Annotated in this window: 19 protein-coding genes and 1 riboswitch; of the genes, 9 read left to right on the top strand and 10 right to left on the bottom strand. The window is 37.8% G+C overall.

The window, feature by feature from the left end; translation table 11 throughout:
* Nucleotides 1-144: 144 nt before the first annotated feature.
* From BUB45_RS12175 to BUB45_RS20200, 3 genes are all read left to right on the top strand, one after another.
* Nucleotides 145-348 carry a hypothetical protein gene (locus BUB45_RS12175; RefSeq protein ID WP_139300154.1) on the top strand — a complete coding sequence of 68 codons (204 nt, stop codon included), beginning with the start codon at nucleotides 145-147 and terminating at the stop codon, nucleotides 346-348.
* A gap of 84 nt (nucleotides 349-432) precedes the next feature.
* Nucleotides 433-651 (top strand): hypothetical protein, encoded by a 219-nt coding sequence (locus BUB45_RS19915; protein ID WP_212590770.1) that lies wholly within the window; start codon nucleotides 433-435, stop codon nucleotides 649-651.
* Between the two features lie 73 nt (nucleotides 652-724).
* Nucleotides 725-949 (top strand): hypothetical protein, encoded by a 225-nt coding sequence (locus tag BUB45_RS20200; RefSeq protein WP_139300153.1) that lies wholly within the window; start codon nucleotides 725-727, stop codon nucleotides 947-949.
* Nucleotides 950-1,042: 93 nt separating this feature from the next.
* Here the strand turns inward: BUB45_RS20200 and helD are convergent, their stop codons facing one another.
* Entirely contained in the window at nucleotides 1,043-3,340 is a 2,298-nt protein-coding gene (gene helD, locus BUB45_RS12165) for an RNA polymerase recycling motor HelD (protein ID WP_073009663.1), read from the bottom strand.
* 317 nt (nucleotides 3,341-3,657) lie between these two features.
* Here helD and BUB45_RS12160 point away from each other — a divergent pair, with 317 nt between their 5' ends.
* Complete coding sequence (locus tag BUB45_RS12160) at nucleotides 3,658-4,116, top strand: Hsp20/alpha crystallin family protein (RefSeq protein ID WP_073009660.1); 459 nt, start codon at nucleotides 3,658-3,660, stop codon at nucleotides 4,114-4,116.
* Nucleotides 4,117-4,258: 142 nt separating this feature from the next.
* On the opposite strand, the gene BUB45_RS12155 is transcribed toward BUB45_RS12160, so the two are convergent.
* Nucleotides 4,259-6,355 carry a heavy metal translocating P-type ATPase gene (locus tag BUB45_RS12155; RefSeq protein ID WP_073009659.1) on the bottom strand — a complete coding sequence of 699 codons (2,097 nt, stop codon included), beginning with the start codon at nucleotides 6,353-6,355 and terminating at the stop codon, nucleotides 4,259-4,261.
* Between the two features lie 370 nt (nucleotides 6,356-6,725).
* Here BUB45_RS12155 and BUB45_RS12150 point away from each other — a divergent pair, with 370 nt between their 5' ends.
* Together BUB45_RS12150 and BUB45_RS12145 are read left to right on the top strand one after the other, a co-directional pair.
* Entirely contained in the window at nucleotides 6,726-7,049 is a 324-nt protein-coding gene (locus BUB45_RS12150) for a four-helix bundle copper-binding protein (protein ID WP_073009656.1), read from the top strand.
* Between the two features lie 323 nt (nucleotides 7,050-7,372).
* Entirely contained in the window at nucleotides 7,373-7,984 is a 612-nt protein-coding gene (locus BUB45_RS12145) for a DUF1541 domain-containing protein (RefSeq protein WP_073009653.1), read from the top strand.
* A 365-nt stretch (nucleotides 7,985-8,349) separates the two neighbouring features.
* Here the strand turns inward: BUB45_RS12145 and BUB45_RS12140 are convergent, their stop codons facing one another.
* The 6 genes from BUB45_RS12140 to BUB45_RS12115 form a co-directional block, all read right to left on the bottom strand.
* On the bottom strand, nucleotides 8,350-9,147 hold the full coding sequence (locus BUB45_RS12140; protein WP_073009649.1) for a DUF4097 family beta strand repeat-containing protein: 798 nt from the start codon (nucleotides 9,145-9,147) through the stop codon (nucleotides 8,350-8,352).
* Nucleotides 9,140-9,700, bottom strand: coding sequence for an HAAS signaling domain-containing protein (locus BUB45_RS12135; protein ID WP_073009645.1), 561 nt, complete (start codon nucleotides 9,698-9,700; stop codon nucleotides 9,140-9,142). The genes BUB45_RS12140 and BUB45_RS12135 overlap by 8 nt, the downstream gene beginning before the upstream one ends.
* Nucleotides 9,693-10,016 carry a PadR family transcriptional regulator gene (locus BUB45_RS12130; RefSeq protein ID WP_073009642.1) on the bottom strand — a complete coding sequence of 108 codons (324 nt, stop codon included), beginning with the start codon at nucleotides 10,014-10,016 and terminating at the stop codon, nucleotides 9,693-9,695. Before BUB45_RS12130 ends, BUB45_RS12135 begins: the two co-directional genes overlap by 8 nt.
* 740 nt (nucleotides 10,017-10,756) lie before the next feature.
* Complete coding sequence (locus BUB45_RS12125; RefSeq protein ID WP_073009639.1) at nucleotides 10,757-12,109, bottom strand: TrkH family potassium uptake protein; 1,353 nt, start codon at nucleotides 12,107-12,109, stop codon at nucleotides 10,757-10,759.
* A gap of 534 nt (nucleotides 12,110-12,643) precedes the next feature.
* Nucleotides 12,644-12,803: riboswitch (cyclic di-AMP (ydaO/yuaA leader) on the bottom strand.
* Nucleotides 12,804-12,958: 155 nt separating this feature from the next.
* Nucleotides 12,959-15,070 carry a heavy metal translocating P-type ATPase gene (locus BUB45_RS12120; protein WP_280157481.1) on the bottom strand — a complete coding sequence of 704 codons (2,112 nt, stop codon included), beginning with the start codon at nucleotides 15,068-15,070 and terminating at the stop codon, nucleotides 12,959-12,961.
* Nucleotides 15,057-15,440 (bottom strand): ArsR/SmtB family transcription factor, encoded by a 384-nt coding sequence (locus tag BUB45_RS12115; RefSeq protein WP_073009612.1) that lies wholly within the window; start codon nucleotides 15,438-15,440, stop codon nucleotides 15,057-15,059. Before BUB45_RS12115 ends, BUB45_RS12120 begins: the two co-directional genes overlap by 14 nt.
* Nucleotides 15,441-15,662: 222 nt before the next feature.
* Here BUB45_RS12115 and BUB45_RS12110 point away from each other — a divergent pair, with 222 nt between their 5' ends.
* Complete coding sequence (locus BUB45_RS12110; protein WP_073009609.1) at nucleotides 15,663-15,881, top strand: hypothetical protein; 219 nt, start codon at nucleotides 15,663-15,665, stop codon at nucleotides 15,879-15,881.
* Between the two features lie 462 nt (nucleotides 15,882-16,343).
* Entirely contained in the window at nucleotides 16,344-17,729 is a 1,386-nt protein-coding gene (locus tag BUB45_RS12105; RefSeq protein ID WP_073009606.1) for a YcdB/YcdC domain-containing protein, read from the top strand.
* 195 nt (nucleotides 17,730-17,924) lie between these two features.
* Here BUB45_RS12105 and BUB45_RS12100 read toward each other — a convergent pair whose 3' ends face one another.
* The gene (locus BUB45_RS12100) at nucleotides 17,925-19,256 is read right to left on the bottom strand and encodes a sensor histidine kinase (protein WP_073009603.1); all 1,332 of its coding nucleotides are present in this window, start codon (nucleotides 19,254-19,256) and stop codon (nucleotides 17,925-17,927) included.
* Entirely contained in the window at nucleotides 19,253-19,945 is a 693-nt protein-coding gene (locus BUB45_RS12095; RefSeq protein ID WP_073009600.1) for a response regulator transcription factor, read from the bottom strand. Before BUB45_RS12095 ends, BUB45_RS12100 begins: the two co-directional genes overlap by 4 nt.
* A 658-nt stretch (nucleotides 19,946-20,603) precedes the next feature.
* Between BUB45_RS12095 and BUB45_RS12090 the strand changes: the two genes are divergently transcribed.
* Nucleotides 20,604-21,959, top strand: coding sequence for a S1C family serine protease (locus BUB45_RS12090; protein ID WP_073009597.1), 1,356 nt, complete (start codon nucleotides 20,604-20,606; stop codon nucleotides 21,957-21,959).
* Nucleotides 21,960-22,028: the final 69 nt, after the last annotated feature.

Genomic DNA, 22,028 nt, shown 5'->3' with positions numbered 1-22,028 from the left:
GAGCGATTTACACGCGAGTAGGAGCGAAGTTACGACGAACAGGAGTGAGTTCTGCGCGGGGATGAGCGAAGTTACGACGAACAGGAGCGATTTACACGCAAGTAGGAGCGGGTTATGACGAACGGGAGCGAGTTATGCGCGGGGATGAGCGAGGTTACGACGAACAGGAGCGGATTTACACGCAAGCAGGAGCGAGATTACGACGAACGGGAGCGATTTACACGCGAACAGGAGCGAGGTTACAACGAACATGAGCGATTTCCACGCGAGCAGGAGCGAATTCACAACGAACAGGAGCGTTTTCCAGTAACTTATCTCTATACGATAAAACCTAGGAATGGAGGATAAGAAATTGTTCAAACTCATGCGGAAATCCTTACAATGGAGCAGTAGAATTAGTTTATTAACATTTGGAATGGCTTTTGTGTTTGCATGTATATCTACATTATTTCAGGAAGGTGCGGGTTACTTTTAAGTTTGTTTATTGTATTTGTCTTTATACTAATCGGTATTACCGGAGATACGGTTGGACTTGCTGCAGCTACGTCAAACGAGAAACACTTTCATGCTATGGCAGCTAAGAAAATAACAGGGGCAAAAGAAGCAGCTTTCATCGCTAAAAAAAGTTCCATTATTTTCCAGTTTATTTAATGATGTAGTTGGGGACATCGCAGGTATTGTTAGTGGTGCAGCTTCTACAGCTGTTGTATTTCAACTCGCTAAATTGATCCGTACTTCAGAAGGATTTATCACTTTCATACTGATTTCTGTTATTTTAACAAGTATCATTGCAGCCCTTACAGTCGGTGGAAAAGCAATTTGTAAAACGATTGCTATCTATCATTCAACAACTATTATTCTATTTACCGGAAGAATGATCTACTACACGAAAGCTACCGTACATATTTTTTCGTTACATCGTCCATACAGATTAAAAGATAAACATTAGAAAACAGCAAATGAGTAATAAAAAAACACTTGGCTGCTCAGCCATTGTACAAGCAGCCAAGTTTCATTTAGATTCACGCACTCGGTTTTTATGTTATTCTTCCGTCTCATATGTGCTTACAGGTGCTTTTTGGATAAACATATTTGGTTCCTTATTAACAATCATGACTAACTCATGCATTGCTCGCGTACAAGCCGTGTAAAACAAAGTTTGATCTGCCTTTGTATAGTTACTATTCGTTGCATCTGGAATAATAACGGCATCAAATTCAATCCCCTTTGCTAAATATACAGGGATGATCAAAACTCCTTTTGATAATGTATACGTTTCTTCATCCAATAAGGTACATGGAACCTCCCCTGTTAACGCATCATAGATATGTTTACTCTCCTGTAAAGATTTCGTAACTAGAGCTATCGTTTCATAGCCTTCATTCATTAGATCCTTTATCTGATGCTTTAGCACTTCTTTACGTTGCGTCTCTTCGTTTACATAGATAAGCTTAGGCTTGTTTCCTTCCCGTTCAAATGGTTCAATTTCATGTTCACCCGGGGCAAAATGCTTCGTGAATTGGACGAGTTGCTTTGTAGGGCGGTAGCTTTTTGTTAATGTAATGCGCTCTACCTCTTCTCCATCTTTTAGAAGCAACGGATTTTGTTTCGATATTGGGGCATAAATAGCTTGATTTATATCGCCTAATAATGTCATTCTCGTATGTGGAAATAATTCCGAGATATACGCGAATTGAAAAACTGAAAAATCTTGCGCTTCATCTATGACTAAATAACGTACGGATCGATCCTTCATATCTCCTAATAACTGCCCTTTAAAATACACATATGGCGTTACATCTTCCCATTGCAGATGGCTAGCTTGAATATGTTTCACTGTTTGCGCAGCTATATCCTTCCATGACTTAGGGAGCTCAGCTTGCTCTGGATAATGTTTAAATAACTGTTCAAATGTTTTTGCGACATCTACAAACGCAAAGTCCTTCACTTCCGCTTTCATACTAGCAAACATTTGATGAACGACGGCCTTTCTTAAAATAGCCTCTTCATCTACCACACTGTCCGCACCTTGTTGTTGCGCTTTATAATACGCTTTAGCATAGGCTTCTTTATCCAACAGCTCTATCTTTTCTCCTACCCAATCCTTCGAAACCTCCTCCTGTTGAATGCTAAGCAATTCCTTCAACAGCCAATTCGCTACTAGCTCCATTCGGTTTGGTAAAGAAATGGATGATTCCATAGTATAAAAGTAATCAGCGATCGCCTCTTTGGAAATGAGGACTTCTCCGCGAAATAAAACAGGGCGAAAACAAATCCCCTTGTCATGTAAAGTTGCCAAATAGGCATCCACCATTTGTTTAAATGCTAAAGAAGATTTATATTCAATTCCCCGCATACGTATTTGATCCGTCATTGTATGTTTATTTGTTAACATGTACTCCATTTGATCAAAAGGAGATTCAACAGAGAAATCATCTCCTACTTTTTTTTGCACAAAGTGATAAAAGGTAGTTTGTCTCACGTTCTCTTCCCCAAGCTCAGGTAATACATTATTAATATAACTTGTAAACAAAGGATTAGGGGAAAACAACATCACATTTTCTGGGTTTAACTGTTTACGGTAACGATACATCAAATAAGCTATTCGTTGTAATGCTGCGGAAGTTTTGCCACTACCAGCAACACCTTGCACCAACAATAATTTACTCTTTTCATTACGAATAATCTTATTTTGCTCTTTTTGAATGGTGGCGACAATATTACGCATCGTTGTACTTGCATTATTACCTAACGCCTCTTGTAACAATTGGTCGCCAATGGTAAGGCCCGTGTCAAACATCGCCTTCATCTTTCCTTGGCGAATAATAAATTGCCGCTTCAAAGAAATTTCTCCAGAGATTTCGCCCGCTAAGGTTTGATAACTTGCTTCACCTAATGCATAGTCGTAATAAAGGCTTGATATAGGCGCTCGCCAATCATAAATGAGGAAGTCCTCCTCTTCTTTATTCATAAGAGAAGCAATGCCAATGTAAATTTTTTCTTTTTCTTCTCCATCTTCTTTAAAATCAATGCGTCCAAAATACGGATTATCTTTTAACTTATTTAATGTTTTTAATTCTTTAGCCAAACTGCCATGAGCGGTTTCTTTTTGTGCTAACAGTTCTGCTTGTTGTTTTATACTTGCCTCTGTTTCAATGACATCATCCGGCTCATCCAAATTGACAGTTACATCGTCCCAAAATGTCTTTCTTAACTCGATGACATTTTCTTTTAATTGTGCAGTTTTCTCCAATAATTTGTTTTCTTTCTGATTAATTTCTCCTCGAATACGATCTACACGTTGTTGTTCTTGGAGCAAATCTTTATGCATTTCTGGCATTTTCGCAACCCCTTCCGTTTTCCTTGACCCTCTTTTTCAAACATGATATAATGTAAATTAGGATAATTGTATAAAAATTGAAACACGATACTTCAACCTATTTAGCATAGCATCTTTCTGTCTTTGCTTCAATAGGTTTATTTTAATAACTTCCATTATTTACCGCTAGACCTCCCCTTGGATTTTAAAACTATGTAATACGTTATATTTTGTAATCCCTACATTCAGTTATTTCCTGTTGCGCAAAAGTTTATTTATAATTTCTCATAAAATACGTACACTAAACTAGAATAAAACAGGAGGAGGTTTAAAAAACAATGCATACAAATCATTCACAACACCCTATTAAACATGTTAAAAACGAATTAGATAATGTGTTTCAATCTTTTTTTAACGACACTTCGCTTCTCAATCATTCTCCATGGAACAGATTTTTCAGCAGTCCGATTGCATGTAATATGAAGGAAAAGAAGCATGAATATGTCATAGAAGCACAAATTCCCGGAATGGATCCAGCTCATATTGACATTGAGGTAGACCATAATACAGTAACCATTAAAGGCGAGAAAAAAGAAGAATTAAAGACAGAAGACGACAATGATACAAAAATGCACTTTATCGAACATAGCTACGGAGCATTTCAACGTTCATTTTCTCTTCCAAACAATGTAGACAGTAATGCAATTCATGCCGACTATAAAAATGGAATTCTTTATATTCATGTACCCAAAACTGAAGACGACAAGAAGCGGAGCATCAAAATAAATACACATTGATTTTGCACAGTTTAATCTCATAACATGTATGCAGTAATTTTAAAAGCCGATACTACCCACCTTACAGGGAGTAGGGTAGTTCGGCTTTTTAACATGCTAAAAAAGTATAGATTTTTTGGTTTATCGTATATGACACATCCGTTTACGCTTTTAACAATTTCGCATTAATCGCAACAATGACCGTGCTTAAACTCATCAGTACAGCACCAACTGCCGGACTAAGTACAATACCTATTGGAGCAAGTACTCCTGCAGCTAAAGGAATGGCAAATATATTATATCCCGTTGCCCACCATAAGTTTTGCACCATTTTGCGATATGTTTTTCTCGATAAATCCATTAGAGAAACAACATCTTTTGGATTACTTTTCACTAGTACAACATCTGCCGTTTCCATGGCGACATCCGTACCTGCGCCAATCGCTATTCCTAAATCAGCAGTTGCTAATGCCGGTGCATCATTAACGCCATCTCCTGTCATAGCAACCTTCCATCCTTGCTGCTGAATTTCTTTTACTTGGCTCGCTTTATCATCAGGTAACACTTCAGCATATACTTCATCTATACCAAGCTGATCTGCAACCCAGTTCGCCACTTTTTTATTATCTCCTGTTAGCATAATGGAATGAATGTCTTGCTCTTTGAGCGTAGATATTGCTTCTTTTGCTGTTTCACGCACCATATCAGCTAAAGCAATCATCCCAATTAATTGTTCATCTACAAGAACAAACACAACCGTTTTTCCTTGCTCCGACATCTCGTTAAATAGTTCTTTATCATATTCGAGCTGCTTATTATGAACATATTTCGGACTAACTACATGTACTATCTTTCCATTCACTTTCCCTTGAATCCCTTTACCAGTAATCGATTCGAAATCCGTTACTTTGTCCACACGTATTTCTTTCTCTTTCGCCGATTGAACGATACCTGTTGCAATGGGATGTTCAGAATTTTGTTCTACACTTGCGGCATATGCAAGTACATCTACTTCCCTTTGTCCCTCTACCGGCACAATATCCGTTACACCAAATTCACCTTTTGTTAACGTTCCTGTTTTATCAAAAACGATGGCATTTAAATTTCTCGCTCCTTCAAAATTAGCTCGGTTACGAATAAGCAAACCTTTTTTTGCTGAAATGGATGTCGACACAGCAACGACTAATGGCGCCGCTAAGCCCAATGCATGCGGACAAGTAATCACCATAACCGTAACCATCCGTTCCATAGCCACATCAAATGAATACCCAAGTAATAACCAAATAATGAGTGTTACAAAACCAGAAAGTAAGGCAATATAAAACAACCATTTTGCCGCACGGTTCGTTAAATCTTGTGTTTTGGATTTCGACTCTTGTGCCTCTTTTACCATCGTGACTACTTGCGACAAGAATGATTCTTCGCCGGTTTTTTCTACTTGAATGGTAAGAGAACCTTCCTTGTTCACTGAACCACCGATTACTTCGTCGTCTGCCCCTTTTTCTACGGGGACAGATTCACCAGTTAATAACGATTCATCTACCGCAGATTTCCCATCCCTAATAATGCCATCAACTGGAACTTTTTCTCCCGGTTTTACTAGCACATAATCTTTACTTTTTAACTCAGATAATGGTACATCTTGTACATTTCCTTTCTCATCTAATTTGTGCGCTTCATTCGGCATGAGTTTTACCAACTGCTCTAACGCATTAGATGCCCCCATTACCGAACGCATCTCTATCCAATGCCCAAGTAGCATAATATCAATTAGTGTCGCTAGTTCCCAGAAGAAATCTTTTCCTTCCCAACCGAACACTGTAAGAGAACTATACCCATAAGCAACGAGAATTGCTAAACCAATTAAGGTCATCATCCCAGGGTTTCTGTCATTTAATTCACGAATGGCTCCAGTAATAAACGGCCAGCCACCATAGAAAAAAACAAAGGTCGATAACGCAAATAAAATATATTGATCGAATGGAAATTGCCAATCAACGCCAATAAATTCTTGAATCATTGGGGACAAAGCTAAAATAGGTATCGTAAGGATAAGTGAAATAAAAAACCGTTTTTTAAAGTCATTTACCATATCTCCATGGTCATGACCGCCGTGATGCCCATGATGCTGATGCCCCTCCCCATGACCTTGGTGCGCAATGTTATCATGATGCGCATGAGTCTGGTGATCATGATGAGAGTGGTCGTTCTGATGATGATGACCGTAATGTTTGTGCTTATGATCCTCATTTTGTTTCATTATACCCCTCCTACTTCATTTCCTTTTTAATATAAGTTACAAACTAAATTTTCATACCACAATACTATACCCCCCTACGGTAACTGTCAAACAAAAATTTTTTATTTCTTACTATAAAGTGAAGCTTCTTTCATTCCACTATTAGAGCATCCAAAGGGATAACGTAAAAAAATCTTACGGAAAAAGGATTTAGGTGCCGTTATTTTCTACTTACACTTGCTCAAGCTCGTATCTTCAATTTACAAGTCTTGCAGCACCTTATATTCGGGATAAAACAATCCCTTTTTAAGACATTGACAAAACATTGCTATTAACATGTTTAAAAACGCATTGCATGGGAAACATACGAACTAAAAGGAGGAAGATAGATATGGCACACCAACAACACGAGGAATTAATTCAAGCTTTACATGAATGCATGACTGCTTGCAATCATTGCTACGATGCTTGCTTACGAGAGGACAACTTAAACATGATGGCGAATTGCGTTCGTCTAGATCGTGAATGCGCAGATATTTGCAGCTATGTCGAACAAGCACTTACGAGAGGGACGCCATTCGTGTCTGAATTGACTGCTTTATGCGCAACTATTTGCGAAGCTTGCGGCGAAGAATGCAAAAAGCACGAACACGACCATTGTCAAAAATGTGCAGAAGCCTGTTTTAAATGTGCGGAAGTTTGCCGTGCAGCCTAATATATGACTTCAATTTTAGCGGAAGGTTCTCCATCCTGATAACCATGCGTTTTACTAAAGCCCTTAAGAAAAAGGAATGTAAGCGCTGGAATCTTCCATTTAAATTTGTTTAAACCACCCAAATTTTGAAGTGGGGATTCTTACAGTGGAAAGCCTAAAGAACGAGTTAAAGGAAAAAAACAACAATTTTAAGCGCAGATGATGTATATTCTTTTATAAGAACAGGGATAATATTTCATAAATATACATTAACATTTAGCTATTAGTTAAAGTTTTTTCACTACTACGAAAGTATTTTTCTATATAGAAGGAGGTTATAACACATGAACATGAAAAAATGGATGTTCAGTCTAATGGTAATTCTATTAGCAACTGTTTTCGCTGCTTGCGGAACGGATCAAGAAAACGAACAAGATAAAGAAAACACAGATACCAATCAACAACAAGAGGAAAAAAATCAAGAAAACAACTCCAATGATGCAGAAGATAAGGATATGATGCATTCTAGCTCAGGGGAGGTTCCTGACGGGTTAAAAGAAGCAGAAAACCCTAAATTCCCTGTTGATAGTAAAGCGATTATTGAAGCGAGTCATATGGAAGGAATGAAAGGTGCGGAGGCAACCATTAAAGGTGCATACGACACAACGGTATATTCCGTTACGTACACCCCGACAAACGGTGGTGAAAAAGTAAAAAACCACAAATGGGTGATTCATGAAGAATTAAAAGATGTGGGTAAAGAGCCTTTGAAGCCAGGGGATGAGGCAACAATTCAAGCCTCCCATATGAAAGGTATGGACGGCGCTAAGGCTACGATTGATTCAGCAGAACAAACAACCGTTTATATGGTTGATTATACGTCAACAACAACCGATGAAGAGGTTACTAATCACAAATGGGTTACAGAAGATGAACTATCTTCTGTAGAACAATAAGCAGATAGCTACCTTTAAAAAAGATTACTTCAAGGATTATAGGAACAAAGGCTAGGGGCGCCCGGTTAGCAACGTCGCGAGTGGAATCATGCCCCCGCAACAGGAGTATGCCGTCGCCCTCCGGCAAGCCCGTCTTTAGTCGGCCTTCCTATTTAGTACGAACCGATGATGACTTAGATTAGGGCGCTGAATCCGGACGTGGTTAAAAACATAGTAATTTTAACCATAGATGCAAAATTTTATAAGACCATTATAAGGCCTATGAATAAGGATTCCGTGCGAATATGCCACGGAATCCTTTTGCATTCGTTTGTAAAACTTAAGAAATAAACCTTCGAAGTCAGATTAGTATTACGCACTAGATATTATTTTGCTATGATAATACTTCCATTAGCTGTCCTCGCTTTAATAACATGCTCTCCATCTCCAACAACAGCATTCCAATTATCCGTACCAAACACTTCGACACCACCATTACCGGTGCGCAAGTCGTACGTCACATTCGTCGGTTCTTCCTCTACATTTATATCAATACTTCCATTTTCGGTATTCATTTCCATCGATTGATCCAAGGTTTTAGCAGTCAAAGTAATTGATCCATTACTTGTTTCTCCATGCAGGCTTCCTGCTACATCATTCAGTTCAATGCCGCCATTTTGCGTGGAAACTTCTGTCGTGTCTGTTATGACTTCATCCAGCACAATTTCTCCATTTGCTCCTGAGGCTTGTAAGCTTTTTACAGTGAACTTTTTCCCGTGAATTGTTCCATTTTTCGTATCAGCTTGGATCGTTTCATACGCTTTTTGTGGTAAATGTACCGTAAGTGTCAGTGAATCACCTTGGTTAAAAAAACGAAACTTGAATTTTTCCGACTTTTTCCGTACTTTTAACGTATTTTCTTTTTTGTCAATGTCCAGAAATTTTTTATCTGGCTCGTTACTTTTCCCTTTCAGTTCTAAAACGATGTCTGAACCATCAGTAGGGATAATAGTTATTTCTTCATTAATCATATCAAGTTCCAAATTTGTTATTTCATCAGCAGAAAATTCTTCCGTAATATCGACTTTTTCTCTAACTAATGATTTAAATGTAAACAAACATCCAACACCCCCTATAATAATGAGTATAATAGCAACTAAAATAAGTTTTTTCAATTTACTCATTGTTCAGACCACCTTTGACCATTTTAACATTAAAGTGTAAATACTTCATAAAAGCCTTAAACATATAACGGGTAACATAGTACATGCCGATAATAATAAGAATGCCAAGACCTGTTAAGGCAATAGAGACAAATACATCAAATAAAAGCAACGTCTCAGGGTATAAAACGACATTTACTAAAACAACTAACGGAGATAATATAAACGATCCGCCGATTACCCACCCAGAAGCAATCAATGAAACTAAAGCAATAAATGGCCCTAATACAATGACTAAATTGAAGAAACCTAAACCAATAACAGCCCAAACCGCACGAAATACATCCCCCGCATTAGAACTATGATTCACTTTTTCCAAATGGTAGGTTGCTACAAGCTCTTTAGCAACCTGATTCGGAGCCCCTAAAGCAGCGGCAACTTCCCCTTCTGTTTTACCTTCTGCCACACCAACGGAAAAATGCTCTGCAAAATCTTGAAGAATTTCCTTTTGCTCCTCTTTAGGAAGTTTTTTAATACCTGCAGCTAACTTTTTCATAAATACATCTTTATTCAATATGATCACTCTCCTGCAACAACTTATTTACGCCACTAGTAAACTGCACCCACTCATGAATCAATTGATGCAAATAGTCTCTTCCTTTATCCGTCAGACAATAATACTTCCGAGATGGCCCTTCCTTTGATTCTTGTAGATAGGTTGTAAAATATTCCTCTTTTGCAAGCCTTCTTAATAATGGATAAACGGACCCTTCCGAAATAGCGATTCTTTTCGATATTTTATTTGCTAGCTCATAGCCGTAATGATCTTGCTTATCTAATAAAGCAAGCACACACAGTTCCAGAGCACCTTTTTTAAATTGAACATTCATGTAGTTTAAGCACCTCATTTCTTATATTTAACTTTCTACCTTCTGCACTAAAACCATGAACAAAGGCTCGGAGCGCCCGTTCAGCAACGTAGCGAGTGGTGCGAATCAACGAAAGTTTTAGGAATCATGCTCTTGCAACAGGAGTATGCCGATGCCCTACGGCAAATCCGTTTTTAGTCGGCTTAAAACAATGTAACGAACTAAATCTTTATTCATTAACTTGCACAGGTGTGACGAAGGTATATAATATTCGGCATAGTACACTTTATCACTCACTATTATACATTAAATAGTACCTATATATATAATATACTTTAGTACTGAATATTGCAAGGTACTAAGATAAAGTTTATTGTTTTACCTATGTTAGAAACCACGCTTCCATAAGCAATGGCTTGAACTTTTTATTATAACCACGAAAAATGGAGACAAACACTTGGCTTATCGTGAAATCTTTACTCTACGGTGAAAGCCGTCGTTTCACTTTTATTACACCTTCCCTATAGGAACAAAGGCTCGGGGCGCCCGTTTAGCAACGTAGCGACTGGAACGAATCAACTGACATAAATGAACCACGGTAAGGCACGAACCGATGATAACTTATCGTAGAGCGATTTCGTGAAGTCGCCTAGTTGCTGGGTGCTAGAGCCGTACGTCGCTATTCCGCTAAATCGGCATCCAACAAAAGAAACAAATTTTATACTTCCTCATTCTTCGAAAAAGAGAGGATACTCCTCTCTTTAACCAGTAAACACATCTTCTTCTGGATACCGAATTGACGACTCCCTTTTTTTAGCAAACACAAACGCCATGGTAAGTGGTCCTATTCGTCCAATAAACATCATAATCATAATGACCTCTTTCCCAAGAGTAGTAAGCTCGCCCGTCAGTCCCATGGATAGCCCTACAGTACCAAAAGCAGAAATCACTTCAAATGCAATCGTTAGAAATGGCGCATTTTCAGTGACTGTCAACATGAAAATAGCTATAAATATACAACTAATACTAATCATCATGATCGAAAGGGCACGAACAATAACGTGAGATTTTATTGTTCGCTTAAACGCTGTTGTGTCATTTTTTCCACGTAAAAACGACATCGTTGCTAGCAACATAACAACAAATGTGGTCACTTTAATTCCGCTACCAGTAGACCCACTTCCTGCCCCAATGAACATCAGTAGCATCGTAACAAGTATAGAAGATTCGTTCATTGCAGCAATATCCAAAGAATTAAAACCAGCCGTCCTTGGTGTTACCGCTTGAAAATACGACCCCCATAGTTTATCAACGAATGAAAAGTTACCAATCGTTTCTGGGTTACTATATTCTAAAACAAATAATATGCATAGAGCAGTAACATTAATAACTAACGTACCAACGAGCATTAATTTAGAATGCAAAGACAATCGATGAAATCCTTTTTTATCCCAAATATCTACCAAAACCGTAAATCCTAGACCACCTGTAATAAATAATCCTGTAATAACAATATTTACTAACGGATCACCTACATATTGCGAGAGGCTGTCAGACCAAAGCGAAAACCCTGCATTATTAAAAGCAGATATGCTATGAAACAAACTATAATTTAACCCGTCAGCCCAACCGTACGTGGGCACCCATTTTACAGCAAGGAATATAAAAGCAATTGCTTCTATCGTAATCGAAAAAATAAATAATAATTTCACAAGACGAAGGAGTCCACCTAGCGAGGTTTGATTTAAATTTAAGGACTCCTGTGTTAACAACCTTTGTCGTAACCCAATCTTTTTACGCATCATCATTAAAATAAGTACAGAGAAAGTCATGAGACCTAGCCCGCCAATTTGCATTAAAAACATAATGACAATTTCTCCGAACAAGGTATAAGTTGAGCCAGTATCAACAACAACTAAACCTGTGACAGTTATGGCAGAAGTAGCCGTAAACCAAGCATCTAACCAAGTTATAGACGTATACGTAGCTACAGGCATTTTTAGCAAGCATGCGCCTACGACAATAAAAAATAAAAACGTCAATGCTAAAATTTGTGGCGGATTACAATGAATAATAATTCCACGTATTGGATGTAATGAGATAATTTTTTTCATCATCCCCACCTCTTTCTATAAGTGAACAGATACCTACGCACATTGCTTAGAAAAACTTAGATTTCACCAAATGTTTATGGCAAAATCACAATACACTCCTATAGTGTCCCCTAAGGCTTTCATTAAATGAACATGAAGGTGCTGTTATTTCCCATGCATCCTGCAAAATCTTTGTTAAAGGGAGTGTTACAACACCGATTATTTGAAAGAACAAAGGTGCAAGCGCCCGGTTAGCAACGTAGCGAGTGGAACGAATCAACGAAAGTTTTAGGAATCATGCTCCTGCAACAGGAGTATGCCGGCGTAGGGCGGCAAGCCCGTCTTTAGTCGGCCTTCCTATTTCGAACGAACCGATGATGACTTAGCTTAGGGCAATCGAGTGAAGTCGCCTAGTTGCTGGGCGCTGGAGCCATACGTGGCTAAATAACTTAGTAAGTTTATCCACAGCTGCAAAATTTCACAATTTCATAGACCATAAAAAAAGACCAGCAAAAACACATGGTCTCAAAGGTCGCGATTTCCCTAGGACCTCTCTCCTAATATTACATACGCTTACGAGGTTAGCTGTCGGGTTCGGGATGGAGAGCACCCCTTTCTCTATTATGAGAATTCACCCCAAGGCCGCAATAAATCATTTCTACGACCAAATTCCTGTGGTTCCCCCGTTCAAAACAAGATTCAGCAAAGGTTCATAGTTAATTATGAGTAAATCTTTTAATAAGCTATAATTTACTCCGATTGTATCGGATTGTCAATATTTAATTGTGAACTTCAGCAACTTTTTTACAAACGCAAGCGATTTCCTATCCATCTCATTAACATAAAGCAACCATAAAGAGTTCAATCTCTTTATGGTTGCTTTTTGGCACGCATTAAGCGCAAGGAATTGAATACAACTAATAACGTAGCTCCCATGTCAGCGAGTATAGCTAGCCATAAGGTGAGCCATCCTGGAATAACTAATAAAAGGGCAATTACTTTTAAAAGTAGCGCAAACCCTATATTTTGTTTGATGATCGTTAACGTTTGTTGACTTAACCCCATTGTATATGGAACTTTGCTTAAATCATCAGCCATTAACGCAATATCAGCTGTTTCCATGGCGGTATCCGTACCAGCACCTCCCATAGCAACACCGACATCTGCTGCTGCTAAAGCGGGGGCATCATTGATCCCATCTCCAACCATCGCAACCTTGCCGTACTGCTGCTTTAATTCTTTAATTGCTGTTAATTTACCTTGCGGCAAAAGCTCCGACTTTGTTTCTCTGATGCCTACTTCGCGCCCAATCGCAGAGCCAGTTGCTTGGTTATCTCCTGTAATCATCACCGTTCGTTTACCTAGTTGGTGCAGCTTTTCAATGATAGACAGACTTCCTTTACGAACTTGGTCGGCCACGGCAATTAAGCCTTCGATACGATGATCCGTTCCAAATAGCATCACCGTTTTACCTTGCGTTTGTAATGTGCGAATTTGCATTTGCAATTCTTTAGGAAGAGGTGCTTTCCCTTGAAATAAGGAAGGACTTCCAATTCTGTACATAGAGCCATTCACTGTTGCTTGGGCGCCCTTCCCCGTAAAAGACTGAAAATTTTCTGCATGTAAGTTATTTACATTATCTGCTTTAGCTTTTCGTAATATAGATGAAGCAAGTGGATGCTGTGAGTAAGTTTCAATCGCTGCTGCATGCGCTAACACGTCTGATTCTGACATATCTCCAAATGAAATAACTTCTGTAACAACAGGCTTTCCCTCGGTTATCGTGCCTGTTTTATCAAAAGCAACTACATCTATTTTTCCTGTTTCTTCTAAATGAATGCCACCTTTAATTAACACACCATGTCGAGCAGCATTGCCAATTGCTGTTACAATAGCTACAGGAGTAGAAATAACCAACGCACACGGACATCCTACGACTAATACCGCTAGCCCGTTATAGGTCCAATCAGACCACGTTGCACTAAACAACAATGGTGGAATCGTAGCCACCAACATAGCAATAACGATAATGGCTGGAGTATAATATTTCGCAAAACGATCGACAAATTGTTGAGAAGGCGCTTTTTCCGCCTGTGCTTCCTCTACTAAATGAATAATTTTAGCAATTGTGGTATCTTGCGCATATTTGGTAACACGCACTTCCAAGGAACCTTCTTCATTCAAAGTACCAGCAAATACTTCATCACCAGCTCGTTTAAAGACAGGGATAGATTCACCAGTTATGGTTGCTTGATTAATAGACGATTCTCCTTTAAGAACTTCGCCATCCATGGCAATTTTCTCACCTGGTTTAATCACCATGACATCATTCACTTGTACATCCTTGACATCCATTTCAATTAGCTCATCGCCCCTACGAATTGTTGCACGATTTGGGGCAATATTCATTAATGAACGAATGGATTGCCGAGCCTTCTCCATGGAATATCCTTCTAGCGCTTCACTTACAGCAAATAGAAAGACAACGACAGCACCTTCTGCCCATTCTCCAATAATAGCAGCACCTATAACTGCAATCGTCATTAACGTTTTCATGTCAAATTCAAATCTAGCTAAGTTTTTAAAGCCAGTACGAAATAGCTTCCAACCCCCGATTAGAATAGCAGCTGCAAATGTACTTACTGTTGCAAGATTACTTTCGCCCACTTGAAAGAAAAACACATATCCAAGTGCAGTGAATAAAAAGGAAAATAACGTCGTCAAATTACTTTTATTTTTCCAAAACGATTGCTTATCTTCCGTTAATCGCTCTCTTTCTGGAAAGACTTTAATATCATCAAAAGCTCCAGCCGCTTCCAACTGCCGCACAGAAGCTTCGCCTTGCACCATAACTTTCGATGCACCAAAATTTAGTTGCACGTCGTCAACGGTTTCAATGGCACGAATATTTTTTTCAAACTTTGCTGCACAATTTGTGCATGATAACCCTTGCAGACGATAAACGTTTTTATTCTCTTCCACGATCGACACCTTCTTTTGCATGAACTGTAGCTATTGTTACGAGCTGATGCACATGCTCATCCTCTAAAGAATAAAAAACAAGTTTTCCTTCTTTTCGATGTTTCGCCAGCCCCATATTCTTTAACAAACGTAAGTGATGCGATGCAGTTGCCTTCGTTGCACCAATAATCGTAGCTATATCACATACACATAACTCTCTTTCTAGTGTAAGCGCATAAGCAATTTTTAATCTTGTCGCATCAGCCAACGCTTTAAATATTTGTTCAACCCCATCCATCTTATCTATTTTAGGACGAATTCGGCTTACCGTATCCTCGTCATAACAAAACGTCTCGCAAACGTCGATTGGTTTTTCTTTAGAAGCGCCCATAATTTATCCCCCTAATAATCAAATAGTTGTTTGACTGTTTGTTTATAGTGTATGAATGAGTCCTTTTATTGTCAACTATATGTATCCCAAATTCAAATTTAAATTTGACAAATTTGTGAACATGATTGATAATAAAGAAAATACTTTAAATTTGGATATTAACTCGTAACCATTGTTACATTTTAATACAGTCTAACTACGTTTTAAAAGGAGTTACGGTACATGAAAAACGAAAAGCTGTTAAAAGCAACAAAATATGTCGGAGCAAGTATATTGTTGACCGGTATCGCCATTTTCCTTTATGGTTTCTTTGTAAGCGATTACAGTTACATTACTGGAATTGGTATTGGAACCGTTATGGGAGCTGTATTTATTTTTCTCATGGGGGTATTTTTAGTAGCCACAGAAGAAATGAATTCGAACAGAAAAACTTGGCGATAGCCGTAGTTTTGCTTATACTAGAATCCATAAAAATGTATTCTTTCCTATAGTAGAAAAAAGACTTAACAAATCCGTATCTAAGATTTAATAATGCGCCCATGAAACGAGCCGTCTGCTTCGCATAAGCAAACGGCTCGTTTCATCTATTGTGCAGCGCACCATAGCATTTCGCAGCTAGACTTACTAAAACATGTTTTTTCAATGGTTGTTACAAGCCGAGTTGTCTATATCATTGATTATAGATGGAAAATATTGTTTAATTGTATACATAAAATGAAACTTCAATTAGTGGGATTTTTATATCATACGGATTATTGATTGACGTAAAGGCTTTTAATTAAACTGAAGATTTAAATCCCACTTTGACTTATTCAGCGCTCACAACGTCCCATTTTTAAAGTAAGAAAACGGACAGCACCTTATATCTGGGATCAAACTGTAACCGTAGAGGAGAGCTTGTACATGACCTTAAATCAACTATTCCAATCTTTGATATCGTATATTCCAGCGACAAACATGAACATGAGAAAAGCATACCAACCTGATAAAATTATTTCAGGCGTGCAATATGATATTTTCTCAAACACTACGAACAAAAACGTAGCAGTATTCTCCGTGGATAATCAAGGAAAGCTGCTTTACTTTTCTGTAGAAGATGAAGTTTTAAAACGATCAAATTACACATTAAAACGTGATGAATTAATCGAAAAAGCAAGTCATTTTGTAAAAACATTTTACCCTGAGATGTATAAAAATTGCAAACTAGCTTCTTTTTTAAAATTAGGAAATGCATACACGGTTCACTTCGCCTATCAGGATGAACAATTGCATTTATTTCTCCCTGAAACAGGAGTTACATTATTTTTAACGAAAAGCGGTAAAATCAGTACGATTATTTCTTTTCATGATAAGAATACGAACATACATTATCCTGATGTCATGATCTCTGCTGAAGCAGCAAAGAAACAATACTTGCACCATTTGGAACCAGAATTACTGATTGCTCCAATGGATACATATTATATAAACAATAATGGCAAATTTCGACTCGTTTACAGCATAATTGAACGTGCATTCTACATACCAGCTGACGGGGGAGAAATCTATGTGCAAAAAGATGCTATAAAACAAATTCCTTTTCATAAACCAGAAAAAGTTAAAACGAATTTACACGATATCATTGGTTTAAAGGGTTATAAGCTAATGAAGAAAAAACAAGCAAAGAACAAACGAATAGAGGTTTGGTCTACCCTACCAAATGTCATTCAGAATAAAACAGATTTTGATATGGAGGAAATAGATCCTTGTCTTATGAAATTATGCTTTGATAAGCAAGATCGATTGCTACAAATAACGAGTGAAGAACTGCCTCCAAAAGACATAAGTAAACCTATTGGCGTAGACCAAGCCGAAGAAATAGCGTATCAGTTATTATTCTACCTTTATCCTGAAGCGCACAAGCAATTGATTAGAATTGATGGTGAGGGGGAAATAGAGGATGTTTATTGCTTTGATTTCCGCTGGCAATATAACAGCATCCGTATTTTACACGATATCATTTCTATAGATGTTGGGAAATATTCAGGTCGGATTTGTAGCTTTGATCATCAACCGTTATGTAAACAACGATATGAGCATGTCCATACGACACCGACACTTTCTAAGCAAACGGTCAAACAAATATACGCCGACGATGTACAAATGGAGTTACGTTGGTTTCAAGATGGAGAAAGCGATTATAAATTAGTGTATGCACCCACTTTTCCAAAATTAGCTGGCGTTATCCGAATGATTGATGCGCATACAGCGCAAATATTTCAAACTGAAAAGACAGAACTATTTTGTTAGTGCATTGTTCTTAATTGAAAGTTAAAAGACACATACACCTAAAATTTTTTAACTTCCTAGGTGTATGTGATCATTCCGTGTTACAGTAATACTTCCAATAACAAGCGGTTTTCACGCTCTATTCATCCAGCAAAGCTACTAAAAATGCTCTCTTATGAAACTTGCTAAATTATATCCACTATAAAGCAAAAACGTCTACTTTGTTCCAAATACAATTTCAAATTTAGCTCCACCTAACTCTGAACGACCAACCGATATTTTTCCATTGGATTGTTCAATGATGGCTCTAGCAATAGCAAGTCCAAGCCCCGTTTCTCCACCTTTTCCTTTCACAAAACGGTGAAAAATATGAGGAATTAAATCTTCAGGCACACCTTCTCCGTCATCTTCTATACGAATAAGCACTTTTTTATTTTCCTTCTTCATCTCGATCTGAACTTGTTGATGGGCATGACGAATGGCATTGAATGTCAAATTCAACAATGCTCGTAACATTTTCTCCGCATCCGCTGTGATTTCTGGAGACCCTGTAACGGTATGCTTCAATTCAATACCTTGCTCATTAACGATTGGAAGTGCCCTATCAACCACTTGTTCCATTATTTGTTTTAACTGGAATCGTTCTGGAGTAAAAACGTCTGGTTCACTATCTAATTTAGCTAATAATATCATCTCGTTTATAATTTTTTTTAGACGGTTAACTTCTGTTACCATCATCTCAAGACCTTTTTCTTCCTCTTCTGCATCAAAAATATGATCTCGAATTCCTTCCGCATACCCTTGAATTGTCATCAGAGGTGTTTTTAACTCATGACTCGCATTTTGAAAGAATGTTTGTTGTGAATTAATATATCTTTCCAGCTCTTGGGCCATATCATAAACACTCTGTTCGACTTCTTTAATTTCGCCTGTTGCTTTAATTCGTTTAATGGAATGGAATTGCCGTTTTTCAATTTTTTTCAATTGCTTTTTTAATTGTGAAAGCGGCGTGACTAATTTGCGTGTGAAAAAATAGCTCAGAATAATCGCAATAGCACCGCCAATGAAAAACACAATTAGCAAACGAAAGAAAAAACTTTGTTGAACGAGTTCTAAATCACTTAAAGGAGTCAAAAGAATCAGCTCAACCCCTGTACTCTCTGGTCTAAAAATAATGCGCGACGTGACAAACTTAGAACCTTTATATTCCCATAATGCTTTATTAGTATCAGAAAAGTCGTTTTTCTTAAAAAAACCTGCAACTACACTATCAGGAAGCGAAGGAGAAACGGCGACATCTTGATTCCTATCATAAATAAACATTTGCAAACCTTGATCTTCCAACAAACTATTTAAGTTCTCTACACTCGTGCTATCGTATTGATCATTTAGCACATCCACAATTAAGTCGCCTTTTTGCTTTAACTGCCGCTGCTCATCTTGAATGAGTAAATCTAAGAGTAAAGAATAGATCACATACCCCGTAATTGCCATAATAACGAAAAGCAAAGTTGTAAAAGCTACATTTAATTGCGATTGCAACTTCATGAAGTTTCTCCTTCATCTCTTAAACGATATCCATAGCCCCATACCGTTTCTAACGGTAAATCAGGAAGCTTTTTCCGAATACGTTTTACAAGGTCATCTACGGCACGATCACTTCCAAAGTAATTATCGCCCCAAATCTTGATTAACAGCTCTTCTCTTGAAAAAGCTCGGTTCACATTCTCTACTAAAATAAGTAGCATATCAAATTCCTTTGTGGTTACCTCGTATTCTTCATCCCGAAAGAAAATACGCCGTTCTTCTTTATCTATGGTTAATTCGTCAACTGTGACTCTTGCATCGTTTTCTTCTGTATGAGCCAATCTAATATTCGACCGTTTAAATAATCGTTTCACTCTAGCGACCAGTTCCCTTGGGCTAAAAGGTTTTGTTAAATAATCATCCCCTCCAAGCTCCAAACCAAGGATTTTATCAATTTCTTCGTCCTTCGCGGAAATAATAATGATGGGAACTTCACTTTCCATACGAATTTTTTTACAAAACTCATAGCCGTCCATTCCTGGAAGCATAATGTCTAATATCCACATACCCGGAGGCTCTGTTTTCCAAAGCTCCCAGGCAGCTTCAGCTGATTCCAACAATGTAACTGTAAAACCTTCTTTTTTTAAATAGGCCGCAACAATATTACGTATATTAGGATCATCTTCAACAATTCCGATATGATGATTCATTTTTTTCACCTTTCTCTTCATTCTTTGTCCCTATTTTCACATAACGTAAAGAAAACTTCATTAAAAATGGGTTTTCCTTGCAGAATTTCTAATACGTCTGTGGCAAATCGAAACATCTCTTATGGGAAAGGACATTTAAGTTTACGGTTATCTCTCCATTAGGCTTGTCCATCAGGAAGTCCAAATGACCACTCCGCTTAAATTTCTATTCTTTAGTTATTGTACCATTAATGAAGTAACTTCATGAACAAGAACAAATGAAAGACATTAGATTGAAATCATTCTTCTGTCATCCATACCCTCAAACTGATCTTCAGCAATAGAAACTACTCATACCAAGTTAAATTAACTTACAAGAACGATTAATAAATTATTTTTAGGGGTATACCAATAACAAGCGGAATAGCAACAATTTATATGTGATTATTCCACCTAAACTTTACACATTTATTCCACAGTTATACCAAATGATTCCCCAAGGAAGCGGGTATACTAAAAGTATCAATCGGAACTTCGCTCTTTGTGAAGGAACCGTTCACCATACAAGGCGAAAAACAGACATCTTTTGACATCTTTTGAGCATCCCCCTACTCCCCTCGATGCCTTTTGATGTCTGTTTCTTGCCTGACATTATAATCTGTCTGAAAGGGTGATGAAAATGGATGATAGAAACAATGAACAAACGAATCAACATAACGGATTTACCGATAACGAAAACCTTCCACCTCAACAATTAAACCAGAATCAAAATTCTCACCAACTAACGGATGAACAATCTAATACGCAACAAAATACGAGCTATGATAGCACCACAGGAAATAAAAAAACAGCGAATAAGTCCTTGTTACATTTTATTTTAGGTGGTATTTCTGGTGGTGTTGTATCTGTTATTATCATAGCAGTGTTAATGTTTACAAATATTATTCCAATGACACAAGACAACGGAAATGGATCCGCTTCAACAGACGAAAATAACCAAGCTCAAGAAGTCGTCAAAACGCTAGCCTCTGAAGATTCAGAAGTGTCAACAAATATCGAAGAAACCTCTAAAGCAGTTGTTGGAGTTATTAATAAGCAACAGCAAAATATTTGGACAGAAAGCCAAGAAGCAGGTACAGGTTCAGGAATCATTTATAAAAAAGAAAACGGCAAAGCGTATGTAATTACAAATCAACATGTTGTAGCAGGAGCAGAAGAAGTAGAAGTCGCTTTAAATTATTCTGAAGAACGCTTAAATGCTAACGTGTTAGGTACAGACGAGTTAACAGATTTAGCCGTGTTAGAAATTGATGGTGATCCTATCACTACCGTTGCAAACATGGGATCTTCTAAAGATTTAAAAATAGGGGAAAATGTTTTAGCCATTGGAAATCCATTAGGTATGGAATTCGCTAACACCGTAACGAAAGGTGTGATAAGTGGACTTGATCGTTCTGTACCCATCGATACAAACGGAGACAGTCGAGCAGATTGGATTACCGAGGTTATCCAAACAGATGCTGCCATCAATCCAGGCAATAGCGGTGGTGCCCTCGTCAATGAAAAAGGTGCCGTCGTTGGAATTAACTCAATGAAAATTGCCAGACAGGAAGTGGAAGGCATTGGTTTTGCTATTCCTGTAGACGCAGCACTTCCAATTGTGGAACAGTTAGAGAAAAATGGTCAAATTGAACGTCCACTAATCGGCATTAGTACGGCAGCCATTGAACAAGTACCACCTCAATATAGAACAGACATCCAATTACCTGAAGATGTAAAAGGTGGGATGGTTATTGCAAACGTGGAAAACGGATCTCCTGCTGACAAAGCTGGGCTACAACAATTTGATGTGATCACTAAAATTAATGGAAATGACGTGACATCCATCTTAGAATTACGGAAATTTTTATATTCTGATGCTTCTGTTGGTGAGAAAATAGATGTTGAATATTACCGAGATGGGCAAAAAGAAACAACCAAGCTAACTCTGGAAGCAAAACAGACAAAAAGTGAAAACACAACAGAAGAAGGATAGAATAAAGCAGGTTATGGTCCAATTAGATCATAACCTGCTTTTTAAGGCAATCCATTTTCTCTTAATTTT

The sequence above is a fragment of the Virgibacillus chiguensis genome (assembly GCF_900129865.1).
GTDB classification, from domain to species: domain Bacteria; phylum Bacillota; class Bacilli; order Bacillales; family Amphibacillaceae; genus Virgibacillus; species Virgibacillus chiguensis.
Note: the sequence above shows the minus strand (reverse complement) of the source record. Positions and strands in the feature narration are given on the sequence as shown.

What these genes read in the sequence shown, in the direction of transcription:
- helD (WP_073009663.1), bottom strand. Translation starts at nt 3,340, where the DNA reads ATGCCAGAAATGCATAAAGATTTGCTCCAAGAACAACAACGTGTAGAT.
- BUB45_RS12095 (WP_073009600.1), bottom strand. Translation starts at nt 19,945, where the DNA reads ATGAATCATCATATCGGAATTGTTGAAGATGATCCTAATATACGTAAT.
- BUB45_RS12110 (WP_073009609.1), top strand. Translation starts at nt 15,663, where the DNA reads ATGAAAAACGAAAAGCTGTTAAAAGCAACAAAATATGTCGGAGCAAGT.
- BUB45_RS12105 (WP_073009606.1), top strand. Translation starts at nt 16,344, where the DNA reads ATGACCTTAAATCAACTATTCCAATCTTTGATATCGTATATTCCAGCG.
- BUB45_RS12160 (WP_073009660.1), top strand. Translation starts at nt 3,658, where the DNA reads ATGCATACAAATCATTCACAACACCCTATTAAACATGTTAAAAACGAA.
- BUB45_RS12115 (WP_073009612.1), bottom strand. Translation starts at nt 15,440, where the DNA reads ATGGGCGCTTCTAAAGAAAAACCAATCGACGTTTGCGAGACGTTTTGT.
- BUB45_RS12100 (WP_073009603.1), bottom strand. Translation starts at nt 19,256, where the DNA reads ATGAAGTTGCAATCGCAATTAAATGTAGCTTTTACAACTTTGCTTTTC.
- BUB45_RS19915 (WP_212590770.1), top strand. Translation starts at nt 433, where the DNA reads ATGTATATCTACATTATTTCAGGAAGGTGCGGGTTACTTTTAAGTTTG.
- BUB45_RS12175 (WP_139300154.1), top strand. Translation starts at nt 145, where the DNA reads ATGAGCGAGGTTACGACGAACAGGAGCGGATTTACACGCAAGCAGGAG.
- BUB45_RS12145 (WP_073009653.1), top strand. Translation starts at nt 7,373, where the DNA reads ATGAACATGAAAAAATGGATGTTCAGTCTAATGGTAATTCTATTAGCA.
- BUB45_RS12090 (WP_073009597.1), top strand. Translation starts at nt 20,604, where the DNA reads ATGGATGATAGAAACAATGAACAAACGAATCAACATAACGGATTTACC.
- BUB45_RS12150 (WP_073009656.1), top strand. Translation starts at nt 6,726, where the DNA reads ATGGCACACCAACAACACGAGGAATTAATTCAAGCTTTACATGAATGC.
- BUB45_RS12140 (WP_073009649.1), bottom strand. Translation starts at nt 9,147, where the DNA reads ATGAGTAAATTGAAAAAACTTATTTTAGTTGCTATTATACTCATTATT.
- BUB45_RS12155 (WP_073009659.1), bottom strand. Translation starts at nt 6,355, where the DNA reads ATGAAACAAAATGAGGATCATAAGCACAAACATTACGGTCATCATCAT.
- BUB45_RS12125 (WP_073009639.1), bottom strand. Translation starts at nt 12,109, where the DNA reads ATGAAAAAAATTATCTCATTACATCCAATACGTGGAATTATTATTCAT.
- BUB45_RS12130 (WP_073009642.1), bottom strand. Translation starts at nt 10,016, where the DNA reads ATGAATGTTCAATTTAAAAAAGGTGCTCTGGAACTGTGTGTGCTTGCT.